Here is a 14105-nt window from a genome sequence, read left to right on the forward strand (position 1 = left end):
GTCTGGGACAGCGTGTCGGTGTGGGTGGAGCCGTAGCCGTTCATCCACGCCTTCCACGAACCGCCGTGCGCGGCCTGGCTGGAGCTGTTGTCGACGACACCGGAGGTCGCCGTCCACGGCGAGGCCGAACCGGTCTCGAAGCCCGCGTTGCCCAGCAGCTGCGCCGGGGTGCAGCCACCGCCGCCACCGCTGGTGACGGTCCAGGTGAAGCTCGTGGTGCCGGACTTGGCGGCCGAGTCCTTCACCGTCACGGTGACGTTGGAGGTGCCCGCCGCGGTCGGGGTGCCGGTGATCGCGCCGGTGGAGGCGTTGATCGCCAGGCCGGCCGGCAGACCGGTCGCCGAGTACGACAGCGGAGCGGTGCCGCCCGAGGCCTTGATGGCCAGGTTGACCGCGGTGCCGACGGCGGTCGACTGGTTGCCCGGGTTGGTGACGGTGACGCCGCCCGGGTTGGGCAGCCCGCCGACGTTGACGGCGGCCCAGGCGGTGGCGACCGCGTTGTACTCGGCGCTGTTCGCGCCGTACAGGTCGGTGGCCGCGCTCAGGGTCGCGGTACGGGCGGCCGCGTAGTTGGTGGTGGAGGTCATGTACGCGGTCAGCGCCTTGTACCAGACCTGCTGCGCCTTGTCCCGGCCGATGCCGGTGACGGTGATGTTGTTGACCGTCGGGCTGTTGTAGCTGACGCCGTTGATCACCTTGGCGCCGCTGCCCTCGGCCAGCAGGTAGAAGAAGTGGTTGGCGACACCGGACGAGTAGTGCACGTCCAGGTTGCCGACGCCGGAGTACCAGGAGTCGGCCGAGGTGCCGTCCTTGGAGGGCTTGTCCATGTAGCGCAGCGGCGTGCCGTTGCCGTTGATGTCGATCAGCTCGCCGACCAGGTAGTCCGGGTTGTCGGCGGGCAGGTTGGCGTAGAACTCGACCATGTTGCCGAAGATGTCCGAGGTGGCCTCGTTGAGGCCGCCGGACTCGCCCGAGTAGTTCAGGTTGGCGGTGGCCGCGGTGACGCCGTGGCTCATCTCGTGGCCCGCGACGTCCAGCTCGGTCAGCGGGTGGGTGTCGCCCGAGCCGTCGCCGTACGTCATGCAGAAGCAGCTGTCGTCCCAGAACGCGTTGACGTAGCCGGTGTCGTAGTGGACGCGGCTCATGGCGCCGACGCCGTCGTTGCGGATGCCGTTGCGGCCGAAGGTGTTCTTGTAGAAGTCCCAGGTGGCGGCGGCGCCGAACTGGGCGTCCACGGCGGCCGACTCGCGGTTGCTGGCCTGGCCGTTGCCCCAGGTGTCCGAGGACTTGGAGAACAGGGTGCCGTTGCCGGAGGTGCCGTTCTTCATGTCCGTGCTGTACTGGCCACCGCGGCTGGCGTCCTTGAGGGAGTAGGTCGAGCCGCTCTGGGTGGTGGTCAGCGGCACGTTGCCGACGAAGACGCCGGTGCCGGTGCCGCGCATGATGCCGTCGGCCTTGCTGAGCACGTCACCGGTCTTGGCGTCGGTGACCACGTGCAGCTTGCTCGGGGTGCCGTCGGACTCGCGGCCGGCGATGACCGTCTCCCAGGCGAGCTTCGGGGTGCCGTCCGCGGCCCACACCACCAGGCGCGGGGCGGTGTCGACGGAGCCCGCCTCGACGGCCAGCGCGGCGGCCTGGGCCTTCGGCGCGGCCAGGGCCGGGGTGGTCTCGACGCCGGCGAGGCTGGCCTCGCTGGCCTTGGTCACGCTCTTGGTGGCACCGTTCGCGTCCTGGTGGACGATCAGGTCGCCGCCGAGGACGGGGAGTCCGGCGTAGGTGCGCTCGTAACGCAGGTGGCGACCGCCGTTGGCGTCCTGGACGACGTCCTTGGTGACCAGCTTCTCCTGGCCGCTCAGGCCGAGGGCCTGGGCGAGGGAGGCGGTCTGCTGGTTCGCCGAGGCGATCAGCGCGGCCCGGGTGGACTGCTGGGCGGCGACCGCGGCCGGCGCGTCCGGGGTGGCCGCCTGGGCGATGACCGGTATGCCGGTGACCAGCAGCGCGGTGGACGCGGCCAGGACGACCGCCGCCTTCCGGGCGTGAGCGTAACGGGACATGCGGACTCCTTTTCCGACCGGAGCTGGGTCGCGCCGGTGGAGAGAAACCTGGGCCGCGGGGTTGCGGCGCAGTGGGGGCCCCCGCCGGGTGCGACGGGGGTGCGGTAGCGGGTTGCGGTGCACACAACCCGTTGCAGGGTCGGAACGCGCTGCACCATGGCTGGAACGGCTGCACCGGGGGGTGGGGCCCCCTCGTCTGCAGCCGGGGGAATCGTGGCAGCAAACCGGCCGCCAATGACAGATGCATGCCACTGATTGGCCGGTTCATTACCGAAACCGTATGCATGGCGGTTCGTCAGTTGTGCTACCCCATTGCGAACTCGTGAACACGGTTTTCATGCTCCGGACAAAGTTCGATCACTACCCGCGGTCACTGACCAGCAGTCGGAAGCACCGGCCGTGCCGCCGGGCGCCGCGCAGCGCCGAACGGGCGCGGCACGTCACAGTTCCGGCCGTGCCAGTAGAGGTTTCCGGCCATTCTGTGGCCGGAACGGAACCGGGCCCCGCTCCGCCTCAACGGCGGTGCGGGGCCCGGCAGTCGGCGGGTGTACGGATCAGTGTTGGACGAACACCGCCACGGTGCGGCCCGGCACGGTGAAGGTGCCGGTCGCGGCGTCGAAGCCGGACTGCTTCACCACCTGGTCCGCGCCGCCCGCCTGGGCGGGGTGCAGCGCCTGGCTCGTCCCCCGCAGGGCAGCCACGGTCTGTGCCTGCGCGGTGGGCGTGGCGTTGAAGACCACCGTGATGCCCTTCTCGGCCCCGGCAAGCCCGGTGCCGTCCAGGTGCAGGGTGATCACGCCGGGCGTCTCGCCGGCGGTGCCGGAGAGCGGGTACGAGAGCCGCTGCTGAACGGCAGCCAGGGTGGGCAGGGAGAACAGCGGCGAGGACTGCTTGATCCGCAGGAACTCCTGGTACTGCGCCGAGGTCGCCCGGATGTCGGCCGCGCCGACGGTCAGCTTCGGGTTCGCCAGCAGGGACTGCGCGGTCGGCCACATGCCCTTGTTGTCGGCCGCCGGCGGCAGGCCGCGGCCCCAGCCGTTGCCGTCCCCGGCCCCCCAGTGGATCGCGTTGAACCAGTCGCCCGAGTCGTAGGAGTTGGAGTCGAGCGACTTGGAGCGCAGCAGGTCGCTGCCGGCCTGGGCGAAGCCGGCGCCCTGGGTGAGCGCGGTGAGCGACAGCCCGAGCGCCTGCATCCGGGCCCGGTCGGCGGGCGCGGTGCCGGTGGGCAGCTTGTAGGCGAGCGCGTCGAAGAGGTCGGTGTTGTCGTGGGCGTCCACGTACTCCACCGCCTCACCCGGCTTGGCCGCGTACCCGGTCGGGGAGCCGTTGTAGTCGACCTGGGCGCCGGTGACGGCCTTCCCGGAACTGTCGGTGAAGGAGTACCCGGCCAGGTTGCCGGCCAGCCCCACCTTCAACTGGTCCATCTGGTGCAGCAGTCGGGCCTTCTGCTCGTCCGGGCTGCCGTTCGCGGGCGAGCCGTTGGGGTCGGTGAACAGGCCCGAGGCGAAGCCCTGCTGGGGCGCCGAGTCGAGCATGAAGTTGCCGCCCCGCGCGGCGTCGCGGATCCGGTCGTCGAAGGTGGCGATGCCGGTGCCGGCCATGTTGGCCTGGGTGGCCTGCTCGAACCTGGCGTTGTTCGCGACGGCGCCGAAGTTCCAGCCCTCGCCGTACAGGAAGACGTTCTTCCCGTCCACGCCGTCCGAGTCCGGCGTCATCTTCCGCAGCGCGGCCTGCACGTCCAGCATGGTGGACTTGGGATCCAGGCCCATCAGGTCGAAGCGGAAGCCGTCCACCTTGTACTCGCGGGCCCACAGGGTCACGGAGTCGACCACCAGCCGGTTCATCATGGCGTGCTCGGGCGCGGTGTCGGCGCAGCAACTGTCCGTCGTCACCTTGCCGTTGGCGTCCAGCCGCTGGTAGTAGCCGGGGACGACCCGGTCCAGCACCGAGTGCTCGGCCTGTCCGGCGGCGGCGGTGTGGTTGTACACCACGTCGAGCACCACCCGCAGCCCGGCCGCGTGCATCGCCTGCACCATCTGCCGGAACTGCACGGTACGGGCCGTGCCCCCGGGGTCCGTCGCGTACGAGCCCTCCGGCACGTTGTAGTGCAGCGGGTCGTAGCCCCAGTTGTAGGCGTCGTCGGCGGCGACGGCCGCCACGCACTCCTGCTGCTTCGGGCCGTCCGCCGGGAGGGACTTGAGGTCGCAGGCGGGCAGCTTCTGGTCGGCCCGGTTCTCCCGGATGGTGGCGATGTCGAAGGTCGGCAGCAGGTGGATCGTGGTCACCCCGGCCTTGGCCAGCTCCCGCAGGTGCTGCATGCCGGCCGACTGCGACTCGGTGAACGCCAGGTAGGTGCCGCGCTCGGCGGCCGGGACGGTGGGGTCGTCCACCGAGAAGTCCCGGACGTGCAGTTCCTGGATCTGCTGCTGCGCGGGCGGGACGGCCTGCGGGCGGGCGTGGTCGTCCCAGCCCGCGGGCTTGAGCTCCTTGGCGTCGAGGTCGGCGACCAGGCTGCGCCGGGAGTCGGTCGACAGCGCCACCGAGTACGGGTCGGTGACGGTGTCGGTGACCACCTGCTGCACCGAGGGCGCCCAGACCTTCACCTGGTACAGGTAGTACTTGCCGTCCAACTCGCCCTTGTCGCGGACGACTTCCCAGACTCCGGTCTCGTCGTCGAGCTTCAGCGGCAGCGTCTTCGGGGTGCCCCCAGTGGCGCTGTCGAAGACCTGGACGGAGACCTCCTGCGCGGTCGGCGCCCACAGGGACAGCGCCACCTTGCCGCCGTAGTAGGCCGGGCCGAAGTCGACCTTGCCGGTCCGCCCGGCGTACAGGTCGTCCAGCACGCCCGGGGTCTGGACCCCGGTGGCGGCCAGGACGGCGCCGCTGGGCAGGTGTTCGGTGAACAGCAGCTGGCCGCGCAGCGCGGCCGGCACCCGGGCGGTGTCCCGGGCGTCCACGGTGAAGGCCCGGTAGCCCGCCAGGTGCGGGTACTTCGCCTTCTGCGCGTCGGTCAGCCCGCCCTTGACCGGGGTGAGCCGCAGCCACTGGCCGGGCTTGGTCAGCACGCCCTTGTCGGCCTTGATGGCGCCCGCCGGGTCGTACACCAGCTGGGCGCTGGTGCCGCCGGCCAGGGCGTCGTCGCCCGCGCCGTAGTTCGCCGGGACGACGACGGTCTTCGCGTCGATCCACTGCGCCTTGGCGCCGGTGAGGTCCACCTGCGAGGAGGCGGCCGGGGTCTGCGGCAGCAGGTAGCCCTCGCGGCCGCCGAGGATCCAGACCTCCTTGCCGTTGACCGTGAGGTCCAGCGACTGGTCGGCGGGCAGGTCCTTGTCGTTGCCCTTGTGCAGGATGTAGCTGAGGCTGGTCGCGCCGGGGGCCAGCGGCACCTCGAAGACGGCGCCGAAGGTGTCGCGGCGGGCCGGCATCAGCGGCTTGCCCCAGTCGGTGGGGGTGGCGGCGCCGGTCCAGTCGTGCAGGCCCCAGCCGTCGTAGTCGCCGTCGGCCCGGTTGTAGTGGATGACGGCGGTGTTCGCGGGCTGCGTGTTCGTCGGGCCGGGGTTCGCGGTGCGCACCGCCGGGTCGCCCTGCTGCAGCCACACCTCGCCGGTGCTGCCGATGTCGATGTGGCGGTCGGCGTCCACGTCCTTGACGCCGTTCTTCTCCACGATGAACCCGACGTCCGAGGCGCCCGGCTTGAGCCGCACGTACGCGAAGGCGCCGTACGCGTCCCGCCCGGTGAAGGCGTGCCCGGCGGGCCACTGGGTGCCCTCGCCGTCGGCGAGGTCGCCCCAGGCGTAGAGGTTCCAGCCGTCGTAGTCGCCGTCCGGCCGGTTGTAGTGGACGACGGCGTACGGGCGGGCGCCGGCGGTGGGCACCGGCTTGGGCGCGGGGGTGCCGGTGGTGAAGCTCGCGGTGGCGGAGCGCAGGTGGCCGCCGGAGTCCTGCACGACGGCCTTGTAGCGCACGACCGTGCCGGGGGCGACGGCGCCCAGGTCCTGGGTGACGGCGTACTTCCCGGTGTCGGCGGTGCCCAGCGTCTGCCAGGGCCCGTTGCCGATCTGCGCGGCGAAGCTCACCCGGTCGAAGCCGCCGCCGTCGACCTTCGCGCCGACCGTGACGAGGCCGGTGGCGCCGTCCGCGGGCGGCTGCACCGAGATCTGCGGTGCGGCACCGGCGGCGGCGAGCTTGCCGGCCGCCTTGAGCACCACGGAGGAGAGCGCCGGCACGGTGACGGTGACCTTGCGGTCCGCGCCGCTGGTGACGCGCTCCCCCGCCGCCGGGTGGATCCGGTCGAAGCCCATCCCCGCCGAGAAGGTGTCCAGCGTGACGGTCTTCGCCTCGGCGGCGTTGTTGACCGCCACCAGGTACTCGACCTGCTGCCCCGCGTCGATCCGGGAGAAGGCGCAGACGCCCGCGCCGTCGGCGGCGTACCGCTCGATCTGGGCGCCGTCGGCGAGCGCCGGGTTGTCGCGGCGCAGCTTGGCCAGCCCCGCGATGCCCTGGTAGAGCTCGCCGCCCTGCCCGTACCGGTCGGCCGGGCCGGAGGCGCCGCCGAGCACGCGGTCGCTGTTGTAGGAGGGCGTCTTCGAGGCGAACAGGTCCTGCCGGGCGTCCTTGTCGCCGCCCGCGCCGGTGAAGCCCTGTTCGTCGCCGTAGTAGACGACGGGCTGGCCGCGGGTGAGGAACTGCAGCTCGTAGCCGAGCCGGTCCTTCCTCAGCAGGGTCGCGTCGTCGGCGCCCGGGTTGTCGGCGAGCAGGAAGGAGCCGAAGCGGCCCATGTCGTGGTTGCCGAGGAAGGTCGGCAGCTCGTAGGCGTCGGTGTCGGCGCCGGTGTACCGGTAGTCCTGGCCGTAGACGTCGGCGAGGGCCTTCGCCGAGCCGCCCTGGGAGACGTACGAGCGGGCTGCGCCCTGGAACGGGAAGTCCAGGGTGGCCTGCAGCTTGCCCTTGGTGACGTACGGCGAGGTGATCGCCGGGTCGCCGGAGTAGACCTCGCCGAACATGAAGAACTTCTTGTTGCCCTGCTTGGCGGCGAAGTCCTTGAGCGCGGGCGCCCACTGCTGCCAGAACGCCATGTCGACGTGCTTGACGGTGTCGATCCGGAAGCCGTCCACGCCGGCGTCCTTGACCCACTGCTGGTAGACCTTCTCGAAGCCCTTCACCACCCGGGGGTTCTGGGTGTCGAGGTCGTCCAGCCCGCTGAAGTCGCCCTCGGTGGCGGACTCGCCGACGAAGGTCGAGTCGCCGCGGTTGTGGTAGAGCGAGGGGTCGTTGAGCCAGGACGGGGTCTTGGCGTTCGCGTCGCCGGGGTTGCGGAACACCGGGGTGTAGGGGAACGAGTCCTTGGTGATCCGCGGCCAGGGCGCTCCGGCGTCGGCGAGGGCGGTCTCGTCCACCGGGTTCCCGTCCGCGTCGAGCGTCGGGTAGGCGCCCACCGAGCGGTAGCCGTGCTGCTGCTCGGCGTCGTCGATGACGTCGGCGGTGTGGTTGGTGATGACGTCGAAGAAGACCTTGATGCCGCGGGCGTGCGCCTTGGCTATCAGCTCCTTGAGCTGGTCGTTGGTGCCGAAGTGCGGGTCGACCTGGGTGAAGTCGGTGATCCAGTAGCCGTGGTAGCCGGCCGAAGTGTCCGCTCCGCTGCCCTGCACCGGCTTGTTCTTGAAGATCGGCGCCATCCAGATCGCGGTGGTGCCGAGGTCCTGGATGTAGTCGAGCTTCCGGATCAGGCCGGCCAGGTCGCCGCCGTGGTAGAAGCCCTTGTCGGCGGGGTCGAAGCCGTTGTCGAGCCGCCCGCCGGTGATGCCGCCGGTGTCGTTCGCCGGGTCGCCGTCGGCGAAGCGGTCGGGCAGGACGAAGTAGAACTGCTCGCGGGTGAGGTCGTGCCGCCCGGCGGTGGCGGCGAGCGCGGCGTCCGAGGGCGGGGCGGGCGGGGCGGCGCCGAGGGCTGCGGGGGCGCTGCCGAGGGTGGCGGCGGTCAGCGCGGCGGCCAGCAGGACGGCCGTGCGGCCCGTCCTGCGGGGGGATCTGCTCCGTCGGGGACGGAGCGGGGCATCGGCCACTGAGGGCTCCCTTAGGGGAAGGGGCGATCGATTTCCCAGGAAGCTAGCGGCCTGCAATATGTTTCAGCAAGATGCAGAAACGGTTTCGTGCCGGGAAAATCCAGGTCGCCGGCCGCCTCCGGCCACCCCGATTACTCCCCCGGAGCGACGGGCGTGACAATGGGACGTATGTCCGTCCCACCGGTTAGCACCAGAACCCCGCGCACCCCCGACCCCGGTGGGAGCCGGCCCCTAGCCCTCAAGGGGGACAGCCGGTGAAGAATCCACTTCCAGAGGATGAGCAGGCGGCTACGAGCGGTCTGGCAGACTTCTCGTCCATGGGGGAACCGACCGAGATCCAGCGAGGCGACGCCGGGCGCGCCGACACGGCCGACGGTGGCGGTTCCGAAGCAGCGACGGCCGACGCCGGTCGCCTGCCCGATGGAGCCACCCGTGCCGTCCAGTCCCGTCCCGCAGCCCTGCGCAATCGTTTCCGCGAGCAGCGCCGTTCGCCGGCCCGGCCGCGGATCTGGTTCGAGCTGGCCCTGATCGGGATCAGCTACTGGATCTACTCGATCGTCCGCAACGCGGTCCCGGAGCAGGAAGCGATAGCCCAGAAGCACGCGCGCTGGATCTGGGAGCTGGAGCAGCACCTCGGCATCGCCGTCGAGCGCTCGGTCAACCACGCGGTGGACGGCGTCGGGTGGCTCATCACCGGGATGAACTACTACTACGCGACGCTGCACTTCATCATCACGATCGGCGTCCTGGTCTGGCTCTACCGCAGCCACCCCGGTCGGTACGTCGCGGCCCGCACGGTGCTGTTCGTCACCACCCTGATCGCCCTGGTCGGCTTCTACTCCTTCCCGCTGGCCCCGCCCCGGCTGATGACCGACGGCGGCTTCATCGACACCGTGAAGACCCACGGCACCTGGGGCTCGTTCGCCTCCGGTCCCGCCGCGCACGTCTCCAACATGTACGCCGCGATGCCCTCGATGCACATCGGCTGGTCGATGTGGTGCGGCCTGGCGATCTTCTTCCTGGCCCGCCGGAAGTGGGTCAGGGCGCTCGGCCTGATGTACCCGGCCGCCACCCTGCTGGTCATCGTCTCGACCGCCAACCACTTCTGGATGGACGCCGTCGGCGGCGAGATCTGCCTGGCCGTCGGCTTCCTCGCCGCCCGCTGGCTCTACCACGAGTGGGTCTACAAGCTGCCGCAGGTGCCCGCCCGGGAGACGGCGGCGGACCAGCCGGTCACCGTCCCCGAGCAGTGGAGCGAGCCCGCGGTCAGCACCGCGCGCCGGTAGCGACGACAGACGACGAAGGGGCCCCGCACGGGGCCCCTTCCGCGTACCCGGGCAGCTCAGAGCCCGTAGAACAGCCGGTCCACCACCGCCCGGGCCCGCCGGGTGGCCCGCCGGTAGTCGTCCAGCAGCTCCCCGCTGTGCCCCGCGCCGTACCCGAGGTAGCGGGCCACCCCGGCCAGCTCCCTGGCCTCCCCCGGGAAGCTGTCCCCGGGCCGGCCGCGCACCAGCATCACCGCCGCCCGCACCCGGGAGGCCAGCACCCAGGCCGCTTCCAGCACCTCGGCGTCCGCCGGATCCACCAGCCCGCCCGCGACCGCGGCCGCCAGGGCCGCCCTGGTCCGGGTGGTGCGCAGGGCCGGCAGCTCGTGCCCGTGCTGCAGCTGGAGCAGCTGCACCGTCCACTCCACGTCCGCCAGCCCGCCCCGCCCGATCTTGGTGTGGGTGGTCGGGTCGGCCCCGCGCGGCAGCCGCTCGGCCTCGATCCGGGCCTTGATCCGGCGGATCTCCACCAGGTCCCGCTCCGGCACCCCGTTGCCCGGGTAGCGCAGCGGGTCGATCAGCTGCCGGAACCGCGTGCCCAGCTCCTCGTCCCCGGCCACCGGCTCGGCCCGCAGCAGCGCCTGGCTCTCCCAGGCGTGCGACCAGCGCCGGTAGTACGCCGCGTACGAGGCGAGCGAGCGCACCAGCGGACCGCTGCGCCCCTCCGGCCGCAGGTCGGCGTCGACCAGCAGCGGCGGCTCGGTGGACGGCGCGCCCAACTGGGTGCGCAGCTCGTGGCAGACCGCCTGGGCGGCCCGGGCGGCCTCCTCCTCCAGCGAGCCGAGCAGCGGCTCGTGGACGAAGAGCACGTCCGCGTCCGAGCCGTAGCCCAGCTCGTGGCCGCCGAAGCGGCCCATCGCGACCACCGAGATCCGGGTCGGCAGGTCCCCGTGCTCGGCCTCCCAGCCGGCGACACAGGCCCGCAACGCGCCCTGCAGGGTGGCGGCGTTGAGCGCGGTGAGCGCCTCCCCCGCGGCGTCCAGCGCCTCGGCGGGGTCCTCCCCGAGCCGGCCGAGGACGTCGGCGGCGGACGTGCGGAACAGCTCCCGGCGGCGCACCGAACGGGCGGAGGCCACGGCGGCCGTGGTGGACCCGGCCCGGCCGACGGCGGCCAGTATCTCCGACTGCAGCGCCGCCCGCCCGCGCGGTTCCAGGCCCTGCGGATCGCCCAGCATGGCCACCGCCTCGGGGGCGCGCAGCAGCAGGTCGGGGGCGAGCCGGCCGGCCGACAGCACCCGGGCCAGCTGTTCGGCGGCGGCGCTCTCGTCCCGCAGCAGCCGCAGGTACCAGGGCGTACGGCCGAGCGCGTCGGAGACCTGGCGGAAGTTGAGCAGCCCGGCGTCCGGGTCGGCCGAGTCGGCGAACCAGCCGAGCAGCACCGGCAGCAGGGTTCGCTGGATCGCCGCCTTGCGGCTCACCCCGGAGGCCAGCGCGCTGATGTGCCGCAGCGCGGCCGCCGGGTCCGCGTAGCCGAGCGCCTCCAGCCGGGCCCGCGCGGCGTCCGGGGTCAGCCCGGCGGCGCCCGGCGGCAGCTCGGCCACGGCGTCGAGCAGCGGCTGGTAGAACAGCTTCTCGTGCAGCCGCCGGACCTCAACCGCGTGCCGCTTCCACTCCCGGTGCAGCGCGGCCACCGGGTCGGCGCGGGTGTCGTCGTTGATCAGCGCGGCCAGCGAGCGGGCCAGGCGGCGCAGGTCCTCGGCCCCGGTGGGCATCAGGTGGGTGCGGCGCAGCCGGTACAGCTGGATCCGGTGCTCAAGCGAGCGCAGGAAGCGGTACGCGGTGTCCAGCGAGGCGGCGTCCGCCCGGCCGACGTACCCGCCCCGGGAGAGGGCGGCCAGCGCCTCCAGGGTGTTGCCGCTGCGCAGCGCCGGGTCGGTGCGGCCGTGCACCAGCTGGAGCAGCTGGACGGAGAACTCGACGTCGCGCAGCCCGCCCGGGCCCAGCTTGAGCTGGCGGTCCAGTTCGGTGGCCGGGATGGAGTCGATCACCCGGCGGCGCATCTGCTGCACGTCGGTGACGAAGTTGTCCCGGGCGGCGGCCTGCCAGACCAGCGGGGCGAGCGCCTCGACGTACGCGGCGCCGAGGTCGGCGTCGCCGGCCACCGGCCGGGCCTTGAGCAGCGCCTGGAACTCCCAGGTCTTGGCCCAGCGCTGGTAGTAGGCGAGGTGGCTGGCCAGGGTGCGGACCAGCGGGCCGTTGCGGCCCTCGGGGCGCAGGTTGGCGTCCACCGGCCAGATGGTGCCCTCGCCGGTGGTGTCCGCGCAGAGCCGGGTGAGGGCGGCGGCGAGCCGGGTGGCGGCCTTGACCGCCTCGGGCTCCGCCACGCCCTCACGCGGCTCTGCGACGAAGATGACGTCCACGTCCGAGACGTAGTTGAGCTCCCGGCCGCCGCACTTGCCCATGCCGATCACCGCGAGCCGGCAGGCCGCGGCGGCCTCCGGGTCCTGCTCCGCGGCGAGCTCCAGGGCGGTCTGCAGGGTGGCGCCGGCCAGGTCGGCGAGTTCGGCGGCGGTCCGGGCGAGGTCGGTGGTGCCGGTGAGGTCACGGGCGGCGATGGCGAGCAGGCAGCGGCGGTAGGCGATCCGCAGCGCGTCCGCCGGGCTGCGGTCGCCGCCGCGGACGTCCGCGGCCCGGACGCCCTCGGCGAGCGCGCGGAGGAAGTCCTCCGGGCCGGGGTGCATGTCGCGCAGCTCGAAGGTGACCAGCACGTGCCAGTCGTGCGGGTGCCGGGCCAGGTGGTCGCCGAGCGCGGTGGAGACGCCGAGCACGCCGAGCAGCCGGTCGCGCAGCGGCAGGGAGGTGGTGAGGGTGTCGCGCAGGGTGTGCCGGTCGGCCTCGTCGGCGGCCTCCATCAGCCGGGCCAGGCCGAGCAGCGCGAGGTCGGGGTCGGCGGTCGCGCCGAGCGCGTCCAGCAGCACCGGGTCGTCGGCCAGGCCCTCCAGGCCGGGGCCCTCCAACAGCCGCACCGCCCGCGCCGGGTCGCCGAACCCGCGCCGGACCAGCCGGTTCTCCGGCCTGCTGACCCGGCTCCCGGCCCGCTGCTCCTCCACCGCCATCGGCCCCTCCATCCGTCCGCTCCAGCAGGTTACGCGCCCGCGCGGCCCGCCGCCGGACGGCCCACGGACCGGGCCCGCCCGGTCACCGGCCCGCCCGGCGCACGGACCCGGGCGACGGCGTGGCGTGTCGGCTTGCCCGCCGACTCGCGGGCGCGGTGGAGTACGCGCATGACCAGCCCGGACGCCCCCGGCGGCGGCCGGCGCGGCGGCCGAAGGGACGAACCATGGCAATCGAGCACCCGGCCGAGGAACGAGCGCCTCGCCGACACCCCCTGCGGGTCGCGCTCGGCGCGCTCGGCGACCTGCTGTTCACCATCGGCGTCCTGCTCGCCCTGCTGCTCGCCTACTCGCTGTGGTGGACGAACCTCACGGCCGCCCGGCACTCCGGCCTCGCGGCCGAGCAGCTCCGCCAGGCCTGGTCGACGGCGGCCCCGGCGGCTCCCCCGTCCCCGGCGACCGACGCCGCAGCCACCGCGCCGCCCCCGTTCGACCCGGGCGGAGGCATCGGCTTCCTCCACGTGCCGGCACTGGGTGCCGGTTACGAGGTGCTGATCGAGATCGGTACCGACGAGGACACCCTCGCGGACGGCGTCGCCGGCGTCTACACGGCGCCCTACCGCTCGGCCATGCCCTGGGACGCGCAGGGCAACTTCGCCCTCGCCGCCCACCGCGACGGGCACGGCGCGAAGTTCCACGACCTGGACCGGCTGAAGCCGGGCGACCCGCTGGTCGTGGAGACCCGCGACCGCTGGTACGTCTACCGGGTCGACGCCACGCTGCCGGAGACCTCCGCGGACGACACCGGTGTCATCGCCCCGGTGCCCACCGGCTCCCCGTACACCGGGCCGGGCCGCTACATCACCCTGACGACCTGCACGCCCGTCTACACGTCGCTCTACCGGATGGCCGTCTGGGGCAGCCTGGTCGGGGAACAGGCGATGGATCCGGGCCGTACGCCGCCCCCAGAGCTGCGCTGACGGGGCCGGGAGGGAACGGGGACGGGAGGGAACGGGGACGGACACACGACCGACGGGCGGTGCGCTGTCGGCGCACCGCCCGTCGGTCACTCGCTGCCCCGTCATGCACGCCGTCGGCTGATCCGCATGGCGGCCGCGCCCGCCAGGAGGAACGCCGCCGAGAGAGCGGCCAACAGCGGCGTCTGGCTCCCCGTGTGGGCCAGCTCGCCGTGGTGGTGATGCCCGGCCGCGTGCTGCTCGCCCCCGCCGTGGTACCCGCCCTGGGGGGCCGGCTTGTGCGGCCGCTCCTGCGAGACGAACTTGGCCTTGTTCACGTTCTGCGCGGCCTGGTGATTGCTCTGGCTCTGGTGGTTGGCCAGGTTGTTGGTCTGCGCGGCCGACTGGTGCGCAGAGTTGTTCGAGTTGCTGGTGGAGCTGTTGTTCGACGTGCTGGCAGCGCTGTTGTTCGCGCTGTTGTCGAGGTTGTTGGTGACGACGTTCTGGACGACGACGGTGAGGTCGACCTTCTGGTCCTGCTGACCGTGCTGGGCCTGACCCTGCGCCTGCTCCTGCCCCTGGGCCTGGTTCTGCTCGCCCTTCTGGCCCTGCCCCTGGTCCTGACCGCCGTGCTCGCCGTGGCCCTCGTGACCGCCGA

Annotated in this window: 5 protein-coding genes and 1 pseudogene; 2 read left to right on the forward strand and 4 right to left on the reverse strand. The window is 72.7% G+C overall.

The annotated features are described in order from the left end of the window. Together ABTY56_RS22735 and pulA are read right to left on the reverse strand one after the other, a co-directional pair. The coding region (locus tag ABTY56_RS22735) for a M4 family metallopeptidase (protein ID WP_350630816.1) at positions 1-2054 on the reverse strand (2054 nt) is incomplete at its 3' end. A 554-nt stretch (positions 2055-2608) separates the two neighbouring features. Then, a complete protein-coding gene (pulA, locus tag ABTY56_RS22740; RefSeq protein WP_350630817.1) occupies positions 2609-8113 on the reverse strand; it encodes a pullulanase-type alpha-1,6-glucosidase in 5505 nt (1834 codons plus the stop codon). A gap of 317 nt (positions 8114-8430) precedes the next feature. On the opposite strand from pulA, the gene ABTY56_RS22745 reads away from it, so the two are divergent. After that, positions 8431-9399: a phosphatase PAP2 family protein gene (locus ABTY56_RS22745; RefSeq protein ID WP_350630818.1), complete on the forward strand. Its 969-nt coding sequence runs from the start codon at positions 8431-8433 to the stop codon at positions 9397-9399. 56 nt (positions 9400-9455) lie between these two features. Here ABTY56_RS22745 and ABTY56_RS22750 read toward each other — a convergent pair whose 3' ends face one another. Continuing rightward, positions 9456-12494 carry a bifunctional [glutamine synthetase] adenylyltransferase/[glutamine synthetase]-adenylyl-L-tyrosine phosphorylase gene (locus ABTY56_RS22750; RefSeq protein WP_350630884.1) on the reverse strand — a complete coding sequence of 1013 codons (3039 nt, stop codon included), beginning with the start codon at positions 12492-12494 and terminating at the stop codon, positions 9456-9458. Positions 12495-12718: 224 nt separating this feature from the next. Between ABTY56_RS22750 and ABTY56_RS22755 the strand changes: the two genes are divergently transcribed. Continuing rightward, positions 12719-13471, forward strand: a complete 753-nt coding sequence (locus tag ABTY56_RS22755) for a class E sortase (RefSeq protein ID WP_350630819.1) — start codon at positions 12719-12721, stop codon at positions 13469-13471. Between the two features lie 101 nt (positions 13472-13572). On the opposite strand, the pseudogene ABTY56_RS22760 reads toward ABTY56_RS22755, so the two are convergent. Continuing rightward, positions 13573-14105 (reverse strand): annotated as a pseudogene (locus tag ABTY56_RS22760) (hypothetical protein); the annotation flags it as partial.

It is taken from the genome of Kitasatospora sp. NPDC097691, from assembly GCF_040302665.1.
In the GTDB taxonomy this organism is placed as follows: domain Bacteria; phylum Actinomycetota; class Actinomycetes; order Streptomycetales; family Streptomycetaceae; genus Kitasatospora.